Here is a 14247-nt window from a genome sequence, read left to right on the forward strand (position 1 = left end):
TTATGAATTTTAACGGGGATCAAGCGGTTCGTCGGCATCTATTTGTTTCGCTTCTTCCACCGGATAATACTCTACTTCTGTTTCTGAGTTGCGTTTATCTAATTTGTAAGGCACGTATTTTAGCTCCTTCTCGCATCTCTCGGCCATGTGCATTATAAAATCAGTTTGTGATTTATCGGTAACAACAATACCGGGTTTATTGGCCGGGATACCATATTTGTATATCAGCCTTGCACTGTTGCGCATATTGGTGGTGGTGTGCCTTGCGTGTGGTTCAATAATAATGGCGCTTTCGGGCACGTGCAGTACTTTCATAAGGTATACTTTCATTTCGGCCGCCTCGTTTAATTTTGTTTTATAGGGATGCACATTACCTCCCGAAACAATGATCAATGGCGCTTTGCCCAGCCTGTACTCCTGCTCTGCAAGCCTGCAACGCAGCATTCCCTCTCCGCTTAATGGCGATGTAAGGTTATCCGGGCCTGCTCCTGGCACAAGGATGTTTGAGTACGGGAAACTAGCCCATTTAATGGTCTTTATTTTATCAACCGCTGCTTTGTTAACGGTTAATTCCATTGGCTCGTAATGAGCGGGGTCCTGCCGTTCATTAATTTGCAGATAAAGCAATGCGGCCTGTAGTGAGGGCTCAAAAAACAATTTAGTGATTTTAACATCGCCTATTAAAGCGGCATTAAAATCATACATTAAAATATAGTATTGTTTTGCATGTACATTGTAGCTTATGGAATCTATTGCAGGGTAATTGGGTTTATCACCTTCGGCATAAACGCCTATGGTATAATTTATAGCTGTCGCATCCTGCTCCCAGGCTTTAACCAATAGTTGCGCTGGTGTCAGGTTTTTATAAAGGCTGTAAGCACCAGATGGTATTAACCGGATTTTAACCAACCTATCCAAAGCGTTACCGGGCTTATAGAGTAAAGTAAGTTGGCTGCTAACTGCGGCTATATCTTCGGCAGATAGTTTTACCTGGGCTATAAGGCATGCCGCATCCTTGCAATCGGTAAGTGAAGTGTTTAGCGTCTTGAGTTTGTTTTGGGTGATTTTTGTGAGTTCTGCATCATTTTTAAGCAGGGCGCTTACCTCTTTGTCCTCCTCAAATAAAGTAAGCAGGTAATAATTCTTGGTTTTTATGTAATCTGTGGGAGTACTTAAATTTTTGTTTGCGCCAGCTACCTGTGCATAACTACTGAACCCTGAAAGGCACGTCAGCACTATAAAAAAAAGTTTGTTCATATAAAATTTGTGTGTGTTGCAAATAACGCACTCCTAAATAAACTGCAGGTTAATAAATGGTTTCCTGTAATAGAAGATAGGTAGTGTTTGTGAGTTTTTGCATAGTGCGTCATCGCTTTTAGGTTTCTGGGCGGTTTGTGAGGTGCTGCGCTATGAATTAACTATTAATTCGTTATGATTTATTTCTTTATAGTTAAAAACAGCTGTGTTTATAACTATTGGTTACTGCAAGGAATATAAAAATATAAAAATTTGGTTATCAGTTTTCATAGTGCTAATTTTAAATGAAAAAGGTGTAGTGTGTAACTAAGTGCTTTAAAATAAGGTAATTAATTAAACAACTAATCATGGATATAATCGAAGAAAACACACCGGATGGATTCATCGGCGGTGGAGACACTGGAGATAATTCTCCAGACGAGAATGTAACTAATGATGCTCTTGATACAGGAACACCAATTGGTATTTCAGAAGAGCAGGATGTAAACGAAATTGCGCCAAGTTTGGCCATGGAAAGTAGCTTGAGGGATAAAAACACCCCTATTGGCCGAAGTTGATCCTATTGGTTGCATAATTTTACAGGCTTATCCGGAACCCGAAATGGAATTGGAATATGGGTATCCGCTAACTTATATCTTACAGAACAGGGAATTCTGGTTCTGATAAGAGATGGGAGAAGGCATTTTTGACCTGTTTTTATCTTGTTAACTGTGCTTTATGCAAATGCAATCCTATAGAAAAACCGCTTTTATTTGCCTACTGCTAAGTAGTGCAATCATTGCTTATGCGCAAGATAAAGGAAAGGCATTATTAAAATCACTGGTTGAAAATCCGGGCGATGATACCGCGCAAATTGCTGTACTTGTTAAAAAAAGCATGGAAGTGCAGTCCTTTAACCCAGATAGCGCCTTAATTTATGCGGAGCAAGCCCTTACCATTGCCCGTAATACAAAACATAAGGCCGGCGAGGCCAACAGCTTAAACAGGCTGGGTGTTGTATTGTGGAAAAATGGCAAATATGATCGTGCCCTAAAATTTTTACTTAGTGCCTTAAAGATAAGAGAAGAAAGTAACGACCGCCCCGGTGAGTTAGCCTGCCTCAATAATATCGGTATTATTTATTCAGATCAAAACGATAATACCAAGGCGTTATATTACCACTTTAAGGCGAAGGCCATTGCAGAGTCGCTTCATAATAAAAAATTCCTGAGCATTGTACTATCCAATATAGGCAACTGTTACATTAAACTCAATAAAGTAAATTTAGCCTTGGGTTATGAAATGCGCGCCTATGAGTTACAGCAAAGTATAGGTGCCCCGGAAATGTTGCCTAATACCCTATCCATTTTAGGCGATATTAATTATAAAATGAAACACCAGGCACTCGCGCTTGATTACTATAGATTGAGCATTGTTTATGCTAATAAGAATAATGACCAAAGCAGTCTTGCTGATACTTATAACAGTATCGCTGTGCTCTATAAAAACATTAATAAAATAGACTCCAGCGTGTATTACGCTAAAAATGCACTGGAGGCAGCAAAGAAAGCCAAGTATCCAATAGCTATTTATAGCGCAAGTAATTTGCTTACTCAAATATATCAGCAATCCAATGAGCATCTGGAGCTGTTATATCTAAAAACGGCAATGGCGGCAAAGGATAGTATGTTTAATGTGGAGAAAGTTAAGCAAATACAAACCCTTAGTTTTAATGAGGCAGCCCGGCAACAGGAAATAGCAGAAGAAAAGAAACGGGAGGCAGACGAAAGATTGGTGGATTTGCAGCTTATAGGTATTGCTATATTTATTCCCTTTTTCTTTTTGATATTGCTGGTACTTAGTAAAGGTCGAACTCACCGCAAGGTAATCGAGTATATGGGGATCCTTTCGTTGTTACTTGTTTTTGAATTTATTACGCTTTTTATTCATCCGTTTGTACAGCGTATCAGTAACCATTTGCCCATATTGGAGTTGTTTATCCTGGTTATCCTCGCTTCTATCCTTGCACCGCTACACCATAGGCTTGGAGGTTGGATGCGTAAAAAATTGGTTCATGCAGAAGTGCCCCATAAACCATCAGCGGCCGAAAACAAGCCTGTTGATACAAAGGCAGGCAGTGATTTGAAGAAGTGAAATTTGTAGGGCATTTAAGTGGATCTGTCTGATGGAAGTTAATCCCATTTATTGTTGCTGTATCGCTGGCTATGGAGGTAAAGTCCACAATACAACCTAAATAACTCATTTAATGATATCTCTTGGCAAGAGACGCGCATTTGTAATCCATTTGTAAGCATTGAAAATTAATTCGCTTACTTACATAGAAGTAAGTAGCATTGCGTCGTTAAAAAAATATATACTAGTAAATGGACTCCGCATTACATACCCGCGATAAGATTGTTGAATTAGGAAGGAATTATATTTTGACGATAGGCTATCATGCATTTAATTACAAGCAGATAGCTACAGCGTTAAATATTAAAAATGCAGCAATTCATCATTATTATCCTTTAAAAGAAGATTTGGGTTTGGCTGTTATTGAAAAGGACAGGCAGGAGTTTGTAAATATGATAAGGCTTACAGCCAACGGCGATCCATTGCTGGGGCTTGAGGCCTTACTTGATTGTTATGACAGGTATTTTAAAGATGGGCATAAACTATGCCTGGTAGGTACTTTTTGCTCAGCCTATCATGATGTGTCTGAAAAATTGCAAATTGCCTCGGCCCAGTATCTAAACGTTATATACACCTGGCTTACAGAAGTAATGCAGGCCGGATTAGAATCCGGGAGGTTTAATTTTGAGATTACAGCCCTGGAAATGGCCAACAATTGGGCTGCAATACTGCCGGGATCATTACAGATAGGGCGTGTACAGGGCGAAGAATACTTTTACCAGGTGATGGATAGCCTGCGAAAGTCGTTAAAAACGAAATAAAAAAAATTTAATTGCAACACTTGCTTATATGTAAGTAAGTAATAATATCAATCACTAAACATAAAAAACAACAATATGAAAAAGATCATCCTAACAGGAAGCAGTAGCGGTTTCGGACTTCAGGCAGTAAAAACACTGGCCGCCAAAGGGCATACTGTATATGCCACCATGCGTAATATTGCGGGTTCAAACTCGGTGCCAGCCGGCGAATTAAAACAATGGGCTAAAGAAAATGGCGCAACAGTTGAGGTTATTGAGCTTGATGTAACCAATAATGACTCTGTTAAGAGAGCCATTGCCGAGATCAGTGAAAAATCGGGCGGAGTTATTGACGTATTAATCAATAACGCGGGCCTTTCCTACTTAGGACTTGGGGAAGCACTGTCAATTGAACAAACCGAACAGTTGTTTCAGGTTAACACCATTGGTCCCGAACGGATGATGAAAGCAGTATTGCCGTTTATGCACAAACAGAAGGATGGTTTAATAATCAACATCACCAGCGTTCAGTCAAGGCATTATATTCCTATTTTAACTACTTATAACGGCACTAAGGCGGCTTTGGATGCACTTTCTGTAGGTTATCATTATGAATTGAAATCCTCAGGTATTGATGTGGCTACTATTCAGCCGGGAGCTTATCAAACAACTGACATTACAACCAAATCATTACAGCCTAATAATATTGCTGTTGAGGCATCGTATGGTGAAGATATCCTCAATTATAAAAAGGGGGTAATTCAATACTTTGATCCAACACCGGAAAGCCGTGACCCACAGGAAGTGGCCGATGCTATGTTGGCATTAGTTGAATTGCCCCAGGGACAAAGGCCATTGTTTACCGTTGTTGGCGGCGGCCCGCAAACCGCAAATTTTGAAAAAGTAAATAGCCTGATTCAGGAAATAGTAGAAATAAGCATGGGTATCCGTAAAAATGGATAATCACCATTTTAGTGTAAAGCAGTATACTCAAATGCTGCTTTACACTAAATTTATAAGGCGCGAAAATGCGCTGTTGTCGGGGGAATTTTCTGCACGATAATTCATGCCTTGGGCGGTACTTACAGAAGCTGTGATTTTATAATATCTTTATTCCCCAAATGAAATTATCAGTATCTAACCAGAGCACGGGCGGCGATCTGTTGCTACTCAATAACGAAATAGATTTTGATCGCCTGTTTTATACACGTGATCAAGACAATAAATATTTCACTATAGCCTGGAACCGCGGCGAAAAACAAACCGTAAGCATTGATGGTTCGGCGTATGATTTTAAGCCGCAAACCATATTGCCGCTGATGTTCAATCAGTCATTTTATTTTGAACGCCCTGCTGATATTGTGGCCTGGCAGTTTAATCGCGAATTTTATTGTATTGTTGATCATGACTCGGAGGTGAGCTGCGTAGGCTTTTTATTTGGCATGAATGATAATGTGTTCATTGATTTGGATGAAGATACCCAACGGAAACTGCAGTTATTGCTGGATGTTTTTGTTGAAGAGTTGAATACGAATGATGGTATTCAAAACGATATGTTGCTGATGCTGTTAAAACGACTCATCATCATGGTCACCAGGCTTGCCAGGGCAGGCAGTTTCCCGGATGTAAAACTGAATGATGACCGCTTCCATATTTTGCGGAAATTTAATTTGCTGGTTGAAATGAACTTTCGCACACAACATAGTGTAAGCTATTATGCCGAACAGTTAAACAGATCACCAAAAACCTTATCAAACCTTTTTGCACTATATAATCACAAAACCCCCATCCAGATAATCCAGGAGAGAATCCTGATAGAAGCTAAAAGATTGCTGTTTTACACCGATAAATCGGCCAAGCAAATTACGTATGAACTGGGGTTTGATGACGCTGCCTATTTTAGCAACTATTTTAAAAAACATACTTCTTTTTCGCCGTCAGAGTTCAGGAGCAGTAAAAAAATGGCATCCATAGGGAAATAATTACAAGTCATCGGGAAGTATGCCCATTCCGCCGCTGCAGGAGTTAGCGCACCTTTGTATCGTTGATTCGAACATTAAAAATCAACATACAAAAACATGAAAACTCAATCACTGAAAAACAAATTAAAAAGCGGCCTATTTGCCTCAGCTATCATCCTATCAACCATTATTGGCTCAGCTACAACAGCAGCAGCACAAACCGTAAAAAATGTTGTACTGGTACATGGCGCCTTTGCCGATGGCTCTGGCTTTAAAGGATTATATAATATACTTACAAAAAAAGGGTACAATGTTACCGTTGTTCAAAACCCCTTAACATCGCTTAAAGATGATGTTGACGCCACCAACCGGGCAATTGACAAACAAGACGGACCGGTAATATTGGTAGGTCACTCCTGGGGAGGCACTGTAATTACAGAGGCCGGCGTAAACCCAAAAGTAGTTGGCCTGGTTTATATAGCTGCCTTTGCGCCTGATAAAGGTGAAACAACCCTGCAATGGGCTCAGTTATTGCCAACATCTGTAAACGGCATATTGCCCCCTGATGATAAAGGCGTAATTTACTTTGCAAAAGATCAATTTCACGCTGGTTTTGCTGCCGATTTAAGCAAGGAGGAAGCCGACTTTATGTATGCTTCACAAGGCCCTATCTTTGTACAGGCTTTTGTAGCGCCGGTTGCTGAAGCAGCCTGGAAAACAAAACCGAGCTTTGCTGTAGTAGCTACTGAAGATAAAGCCATCAACCCGGATACAGAACGCAAGATGTACAAACGTGCCGGCGCCAAAGTAACAGAAATAAAAGGCAGTCACGTGGTATTTATTTCGCAACCAGATGCTGTTGCTAAAGTTATCATTGAAGCAGCCACTAAAGTTGGTGCGGTAAAATAAACTGTAGGATATATTTATTAAAAAGCCCCCTATACCGTTCAAGGTATAAGGGGCTTTTTAATTTTCAGAAATTTAATAACCGGGGTCCTGAACAAGTTTATTATTTATTGCATTTCTCTGGAATGGAATTGCACAAATCAGCCTGTTCTGCTTTATCTTGCGGCAAATACTTAACAAAATTTCAGTTTTGTTTTCTGATTACATCTTTTATAAAAAGCGCAATTTCATGATCCGGCGAGTTTTAATATCCTTTTTTGTTCTTCTGCAACTTTTTCAGGGGGCAGGCTTTTCTTATCCCAAAAGATACGATGCCATAAAGCATGATTTTAAGGCTAAAACGATTACGATCGCCGTTCCGGATAAAAATCTGTCTATCCTGATTGATTACTCATCGGGCTGTGTAATTAAACAATTAAATATAAAAGGCATTAACACATTATCTCCCCTGGGGATATATACCGGCATCGAAACGAAAAACAGCTCTTTTTCTTCTGATAATCACCTGAGCGATGTAAAAGTAACGGAAACGGGGAATAAAATTAGTTTAACGGGGATAAGCTATGGCGATGACAATATTGCTGTAAAAGAAGAGTGGGATTTTGAATTACACGGTGATAAAATACGGTGGGACATTACCCGGGAGTACGATAAGGCTGCCGGTTTAGAAGATATGGCCTTCCCTAAATGGAACTTTGCCAATCTTTCTATTTGGAAGGGGGGCATCATAGATAACGGGGGGATGGTTTGGTGTAAATACCTTCGCAAAAAAGATGATACCTACGGCGTTCATACAGGCGGGGTAACTTTCTGGAACGCGAAATCGGGGGATGCATTGTGTATAAACGCCATACCCGGTAAAGGAAAGGTAATCGCTTCCAAGTACTCGCACGGGGCGAAAGATGAATTTTCTCTTACGCAATTAGTAACGGGTGCCCCCTTACAACAGCGGTACAACTTAAGCAGGTTTGTGGCGCAGCGGTACAATGTATTTGCTCCTTTTAAAATAGAAAAAGGAAAAGTAGCCGTACATTATGAACTGCAATATGTTGACTATTTTAAAAAACACTCACGGGGCAAGCTTCCGGGTGTTGATGCTGTAGCGGTACGGGAGCTGCTGAACACCACCGCGCGATATGGCGTTGTAGATAATAATATTGTAGGTGGCAACGGCTGGCTTACCAACTGGAAATGTTTGCATGAACCTTTTTTTGCGCAGATAGGCATGGCAATTGACGATAAAAATTACACCGCCAATATATCGGCAACGCTTGATCAGGAACGTGACCAGGCCATACTTGCCGATGGCAGGGTGTTATCCCGCTGGCACAATGAGCCCGGCGATGAAATACCCGGTACATACAATGCCCAAACGGGTTATTATGAAGCGATGTGGGGTTATACGGTTGACTCACAAACCGGTTATGTGATCAACACAAGTGAACAGTTTGATATTAGCGGCAACATAACATGGCTCAAAACTCACCAGGCAAGTTGTGAAAAAGCGCTGGACTGGCTGATTAAACGAGACTCGGATAACAACGGCATCTTTGAAATGGTAAACAATAACATAGCCGAACAAAAGGCCAGCGACTGGCTGGATATTGTTTATGCAGGTTATGAAAACGCCTTTGTAAATGCACAGCTGTATGAGGCATTAAATTTATGGGCCAATTGCGAAAAAGTAATGGGTAACCAACAAAAATCCGGTTACTACTCGGCTGTAGCGCAGCGCCTCAAAAGGGCCTTTAACAAACCTGTTGAAGAAGGAGGGTTTTGGTTGCCCGCCAAAAAGCAATATGTGTACTGGCGGGATAAAGATGGTTCTGTACACGGCGATAACCTGGTTACCCCGGTAAATTTCGCGGCAATCGCGTTTGGATTATGCGATGATCCGGATCGGATATCTCTTATCCTTAATCAAATAGAGCAACGGACCCAGGCCGAAAATTTGTTCCACTGGCCATTGTGTTTCGATTCATTTAAAAGGGCCGAAGTACAGCAAGGAAACTGGCCGTTCCCTAAATATGAAAACGGGGATATATTCCCTACCTGGGGTTATCTTGGCATAAGGGCCTATGCCAAATACAACAAAACCATTGCTCTAAAATATATCACCAACATTTTGGAACAGTACAAAAAGGATGGCCTTTCGTCTCAGCGATATAGCAGGGTAACCCAGTTGGGTCAGGGCGACGATATTTTAGCAGGTATTTGCACCTCTATCACAGCCCTGTACCGGGATATTTACGGCATAAGGCCCATGTGGAACAGGATGGGCCTGGAGCCCCATATGATTAAAATACTGGACGGAACGCAGTTTTCTTATACCGTTCGCGATACCGCGTATCAAATTAAACTCAGCGTTAATGACTATGAAATGAGCGGCAAAGCATTTTCAGTTCGCAGCAATGAAAGCTTTGGCGCGTCGATGACTGGAGGCAAACTAACGTATTTTCATCACAACCGCGACAGCTCGCTGCTGCAGGTAGCGGGCAGATCAGGTCGTATTGATATGAAAATTAATTCCTGGGAAACGAAGAAAATCGCCTGGACCGTGACATCAAAAGGCAAATACATGTTTACAATTACAGGGCTTAAACCCGGACAGGGCTACCATGTAAGGATAAATAATGCCAATCAACGCGTGGAAGCGAAAAATGATGGCAGCCTTTTTTTCGATAAAACCTGTAGTTCAAATACTCAGTTTATTATTAGTACCGATGAATAGTGGGTTATTGAAAGAGAGTCGTTAAAAAAAACGCGAAGTTAAGTCTAAGATCTGGCAGGCGGGAATAGTGGGTAATGTCACGAGAAGCCTTTACGCTTTTGGCCGAGTCGTCATTCTCGCGCCAAGGGGGGCAACGTTACTATATTTAACAAAAAATTTAGCAAATAAACGCCGCTACAACGGGAATCCCCTAAGCGTCTATATATACGATAACCACCACCAATTGTGTGTTTGCTTATACCGCCCATACCAGCGGCAGGGGTAATACATCAGCGCAATAACGGCTATCCAGCACAGGTACACTGCCCACAGCGGAATACCGAAACCCGGCGCGGCCCATACGGGAGAAGGTTTTTGAAAATCCAGGGGAATACCCACCAGTACAACTCCGGCTACATTGATGACGCGCAGCAGCGCCAAATGCGTGATGAAATAAAAATAGGGCACATTGCCGTATACGATGCAAAACCTGGTGATGCGATTGCTGATACCCTCGATAAACGACAGCAACAATAATATAGGCCCAAGCGTCATCGACATAAACAGCAGAGAGGGCGTTTGCTTACGCGCGTTCAGGAAGGATAGTAGGGAATGCGCCGCATTCCGCTGAACGGCCCATGGTACAGGGTCGCCGTAATTATTGATGAGCCGCAGGGTAATAAACAAGACTATTAACGAGCAGCCTGATAGCATTAATATTTTTCGCCGCTTTGCAGCATCATAACCCTTTTTGTAAAGCTGGCCGAAAACATAGCCCAGCAATAAAGCCCCGGTCCACGGAATGGCAGCATAAATAGCAAAGATAAACCGGTTAGCGCCGATAGGGATCAACGCCCCTACTCCGTTCAATAATAGGGTGATTAGATTGCCCGGGGTGCCGTTTTTAGGCAGATCAACGTTATCCAATAAGTTATGGCCGGCAATGATCAGGACAGCGACAGCAATTATGACTTGTTTAGGTGCGCGGATCAATAAGGCTAAAACAATCATCCCAAAGCCGGTGGCCCATAAAACCTCGAGCACCGGGAAATGGTACCGTACATCAAAGCTGAAGATAAGGCTAATAATTGCCAGGTCGGAAAATATGAGCCAGGCGCCCCTTTTTAGTAAGAAGGAGGTCATCTCGCCGGTTGTTCTGCGCTGCTCGGCCAGGCATGCCGATACGCCGCTCAAAAAAACAAAGGTTGGCGCGCAAAAATGCGTTATCCAGCGTGTAAAAAACAGGATCACCGTGGTGCGCTGCACATCAAGCGGCGGCGGCCCTGCCAGGTGCAAAAAATCGCGGGTGTGGTCCAGCGTCATGATGATCATGATCAGTCCGCGAACCATGTCTATCGACTGTATACGTTCTTTCATCGAATTAAAGATAGAATAAAACGTTAACTATCTCAATAGCTGTGATTTCTGGGCGGCGCTAAAAGTCTTTTTGTTTTGCCTAAGTCTTCATCCTCGCGCCAGGCCAGGGCTGCATCCTCGCGCCAGTTGAAGTGATAAACTTCTGTCAGCAAAGACAGCACATGTAAACAACTACATTCACCCTATTGCAATAATTGTTTTTATTTCTATTTTTATCAGTTCACAATTATAATTAATTACAATGAAACCTATCCTTGCGTTTATAATCGCTATTTTATTTTGTTCGTCTGCTTTTGCTCAAAACATAGACGAAAAACTTTGGTCAATTGCAAAAAGTCAATACCCTAACGATGCCAGCATGCAGCAGTATGTATATGACCAGCAGAAAAAAGGATATAATTACATGGCCCGCGTAACTGATGCAGAGCTTAAACTTTTTGCCGAAAATCAATATCCTGATGATTACAGTATGCAGAATTATGTGTATGATAAGCAAAAGATAGATAAAGCCTATATGAAAATTGTGGTTGATATGGAGTTAAAACGTTTTGCAATCAAACAATATTCCGACGATTATTCGATGCAAAAATATGTGTATGACCAGCAATCTATTGCTAAAGATTATATGCAACGTGCCACAAATGTTTCTGCCAAACAAAAAGCGCGTAAGGAATATCCTGATGATTATAATATGCAAAAATATATTTATGACAATGCTGTCAATTAATTAACTCTTGATCTGGGCGAGCAACCGCAAACATCTCTCGTTTCGGGCAGCCTTTAATTGGCGCGAGTATGCAGCGAAGGCCTAAAAGGAGGCGTACTCGTGACCAAACGCTTGCCTGTTGAAGCATCAGCGCAGCCTGTAAGATGTTAATTAAACAGGCTCCGCAAGTCACGAGGCACCCCATCGTAAAGCCTGGTCCGGCATACTCGCGCCAATTAGGGGGGGATTAGAGTGTTCTAATATAACTTACATATTCCCAAACAATCCCGTGGGCTTCATTTATTGTTTTTTCGAATGCTACATCATAACCATAAAGCACACCGTCCTCTTTAAATGGAAGAGTGACGTACACTTTAATTTCATTTTTTTCAGCTAAGACTGATACATCTAAAAATCCTATGCTTTTCTTTGCTTTGTTAACTATTTCTTCTTGACTATGCATTGTCCCTTTATTTTCAGGTTAATAAAATTGTTGCTTAGAACTACCTATTTGGACAAAATTTTCTCCTCAACTTCTTTAATACCGATTGGAGATAAATGAATATAATTTAACTCCCTATCAAACTCTATCAATCCAACTTTATGAAGGGGCATTAAAACCGAACTTTTGAACATGGATAAATTACTGTGTTCAGTCCAGCTAAACATATCTTCAAGCGCAACTCCGTTGTCGATATCGGTGTAGGTTAATAAAAGAACCTTTTCTTTGTATTCTAAGCCCCTCTTTAATATTCTTTTTTTTCCATTGATTTCCCAAACATCGGGAATGCTTTTAGAATTGATAGAGTTAACTAATGATTGTGCTTCCTCCAACGATAGCTTGTGATAAATTCTAATTAATTCAATTATTATCCAATCAGCATTTTTTACGATTGTAGTCAAATCTATTTCGTTTGCTTCAACATCTCCACCGACATGTCCGATACCTCTTTTATTTCGCAGCGTATAAATTAGCGATAAAGCCCTTGGGATAATAACTCTTAACGATTCATTTCCAATCGCTTTTGGAATTAGCTCAAATTTTGCAAGTTCCGCAGTCATATTATTAATGTGTTTGTTAAACGGCGTATATGCGCCAGCCCTTAATTCAAATTCCAAAAATCTAAATATGGTCTCACAAAATTTGCCGGAACTAAGGCCTGCAGCGTCATACTCATTATTATGGACAGACTTATTAATTCTGTGTTTTAACTCTAAATAAAGCGTGATTACTTTTTCTCTAAATCTTTTGTCAATATTCCCTAAAGCTAAATTCAGGATATCCGAGTTATTTGTAGTACTCATATTGACCATCGGAATTTTTTTCTCTATTAATCTTACTGCCTTTTATAAGGCGACCGAAAACCGTCGAAAGTGATGATGTCGAAATCACTGTCGCTTTATTATCCTTCAAATATTGAGCTACTTCATTAATCTTTCGTTTTTTTGAAAAGTAATTGTCTTTGATTAACTCTTCAACACTTTGTAACGGTGAGTTTTTCGAATTACTTTTTTTAGAAAGATCACTTTCATTTGCTTCTTCGCCGGTTTTCTTCTTTTTTCTTTTCTTTGATTTAGAACCACTAAATTCTGTTTTTCCCTTATCTATTCCAGGGTCATTAAATTCCAGAAGTATATTTTTAGCTGCAGTAATTCCCGGCAAACTTAACTCAATGATTTCCCCGTTCTCTAACTTGGAAATCTCATCGCAGTTGGCCATCCAAACACGGTAATTTCCGTCATAAACTTTTGCGTGATTGAGTATTTCATTTAAAAGGGCTCTCGCTATTTGTGCTTTTCCAAAAACAGAATAGGCGTATAACGTCAATAAAGAAAGTCTAATTGCGTGATCTAATTTGCCGCTTTGTTTAACTCTTGTATTTATTAAAACAATCTTGTCCCTATCAAAACGAAATATTTTTGTTAGGGACTGATTTAGCTCATCATCACCAATATCGATGACTACGGCATCTTCAAAAGAATCTTTTTTTACAGTCGCATGTTGAGGTACGTGAAGGTTTTTATTTGTGCTAAAAGGGTTGTTGGTTGATTTAATATTTGCCCCTAAAAACAATCCGCTTAAGGTACTCACAAGCCCTTCTCCTATGTGGTCTGTAAAGTTTGCAACAAACTTTTTCTTCTCACCATTCTGTTCAAATTCAATATTATTAACTGCGTTGCTAGTAGACTTGACTTCACTGATTGAAGTCCCGCAATTTGAACAGCCTATGGCATCTTTTTCAAGGTTTTCAGAACACGCCTTACATTTAACTTGCGTAAGACATTTTGAACAAAAAAAATAGTTTTCTTTATTGGGTATTTCTTTGGAACAATTAAAACATATTGATATTTCTTCCATGATATTGGTTTTTAGGCGTTTGCTAAAGTAATATTATTATTTTATTAAAGTTAATATTG

At 40.5% G+C, this 14247-nt stretch carries 13 protein-coding genes; 8 read left to right on the plus strand and 5 right to left on the minus strand.

What is annotated here, in order from left to right; all coding sequences use genetic code 11:
* Positions 1-9: 9 nt before the first annotated feature.
* Positions 10-1257, minus strand: a complete 1248-nt coding sequence (locus AC1D0K_RS18575) for a YdcF family protein (protein ID WP_477390687.1) — start codon at positions 1255-1257, stop codon at positions 10-12.
* 347 nt (positions 1258-1604) lie between these two features.
* Between AC1D0K_RS18575 and AC1D0K_RS18580 the strand changes: the two genes are divergently transcribed.
* The 7 genes from AC1D0K_RS18580 to AC1D0K_RS18610 all read left to right on the plus strand — a co-directional run bounded on the left by AC1D0K_RS18580 (position 1605) and on the right by AC1D0K_RS18610 (position 9767).
* Positions 1605-1814, plus strand: a complete 210-nt coding sequence (locus tag AC1D0K_RS18580; RefSeq protein ID WP_295720663.1) for a hypothetical protein — start codon at positions 1605-1607, stop codon at positions 1812-1814.
* A 166-nt stretch (positions 1815-1980) separates the two neighbouring features.
* Positions 1981-3390 carry a tetratricopeptide repeat protein gene (locus AC1D0K_RS18585; protein ID WP_477390690.1) on the plus strand — a complete coding sequence of 470 codons (1410 nt, stop codon included), beginning with the start codon at positions 1981-1983 and terminating at the stop codon, positions 3388-3390.
* 230 nt (positions 3391-3620) lie between these two features.
* Positions 3621-4190 (plus strand): TetR/AcrR family transcriptional regulator, encoded by a 570-nt coding sequence (locus AC1D0K_RS18590; protein WP_477390692.1) that lies wholly within the window; start codon positions 3621-3623, stop codon positions 4188-4190.
* A gap of 75 nt (positions 4191-4265) precedes the next feature.
* A complete protein-coding gene (locus AC1D0K_RS18595; RefSeq protein WP_477390694.1) occupies positions 4266-5132 on the plus strand; it encodes an SDR family oxidoreductase in 867 nt (288 codons plus the stop codon).
* A gap of 158 nt (positions 5133-5290) precedes the next feature.
* Complete coding sequence (locus tag AC1D0K_RS18600) at positions 5291-6151, plus strand: helix-turn-helix domain-containing protein (RefSeq protein WP_477390696.1); 861 nt, start codon at positions 5291-5293, stop codon at positions 6149-6151.
* A 96-nt stretch (positions 6152-6247) separates the two neighbouring features.
* Complete coding sequence (locus AC1D0K_RS18605; RefSeq protein WP_477390698.1) at positions 6248-7039, plus strand: alpha/beta hydrolase; 792 nt, start codon at positions 6248-6250, stop codon at positions 7037-7039.
* A 226-nt stretch (positions 7040-7265) separates the two neighbouring features.
* Positions 7266-9767: an alpha-L-rhamnosidase-related protein gene (locus AC1D0K_RS18610; protein ID WP_477390700.1), complete on the plus strand. Its 2502-nt coding sequence runs from the start codon at positions 7266-7268 to the stop codon at positions 9765-9767.
* A gap of 198 nt (positions 9768-9965) precedes the next feature.
* On the opposite strand, the gene AC1D0K_RS18615 is transcribed toward AC1D0K_RS18610, so the two are convergent.
* Positions 9966-11123, minus strand: coding sequence for an acetyltransferase domain-containing protein (locus AC1D0K_RS18615; RefSeq protein WP_477390702.1), 1158 nt, complete (start codon positions 11121-11123; stop codon positions 9966-9968).
* A gap of 241 nt (positions 11124-11364) precedes the next feature.
* On the opposite strand from AC1D0K_RS18615, the gene AC1D0K_RS18620 reads away from it, so the two are divergent.
* The gene (locus AC1D0K_RS18620; protein WP_477390704.1) at positions 11365-11850 is read left to right on the plus strand and encodes a hypothetical protein; all 486 of its coding nucleotides are present in this window, start codon (positions 11365-11367) and stop codon (positions 11848-11850) included.
* Between the two features lie 226 nt (positions 11851-12076).
* Here AC1D0K_RS18620 and AC1D0K_RS18625 read toward each other — a convergent pair whose 3' ends face one another.
* From AC1D0K_RS18625 to AC1D0K_RS18635, 3 genes are read right to left on the minus strand one after another with little or no spacing between them, the layout of a single operon-like run.
* Positions 12077-12292 (minus strand): hypothetical protein, encoded by a 216-nt coding sequence (locus AC1D0K_RS18625; protein WP_477390706.1) that lies wholly within the window; start codon positions 12290-12292, stop codon positions 12077-12079.
* A 44-nt stretch (positions 12293-12336) separates the two neighbouring features.
* Positions 12337-13134: a hypothetical protein gene (locus AC1D0K_RS18630; protein ID WP_477390708.1), complete on the minus strand. Its 798-nt coding sequence runs from the start codon at positions 13132-13134 to the stop codon at positions 12337-12339.
* Positions 13118-14188 (minus strand): hypothetical protein, encoded by a 1071-nt coding sequence (locus AC1D0K_RS18635; RefSeq protein WP_477390710.1) that lies wholly within the window; start codon positions 14186-14188, stop codon positions 13118-13120. Before AC1D0K_RS18635 ends, AC1D0K_RS18630 begins: the two co-directional genes overlap by 17 nt.
* Positions 14189-14247 lie beyond the last annotated feature (59 nt).

The organism is Mucilaginibacter sp. P1_A3 (assembly GCF_056406855.1).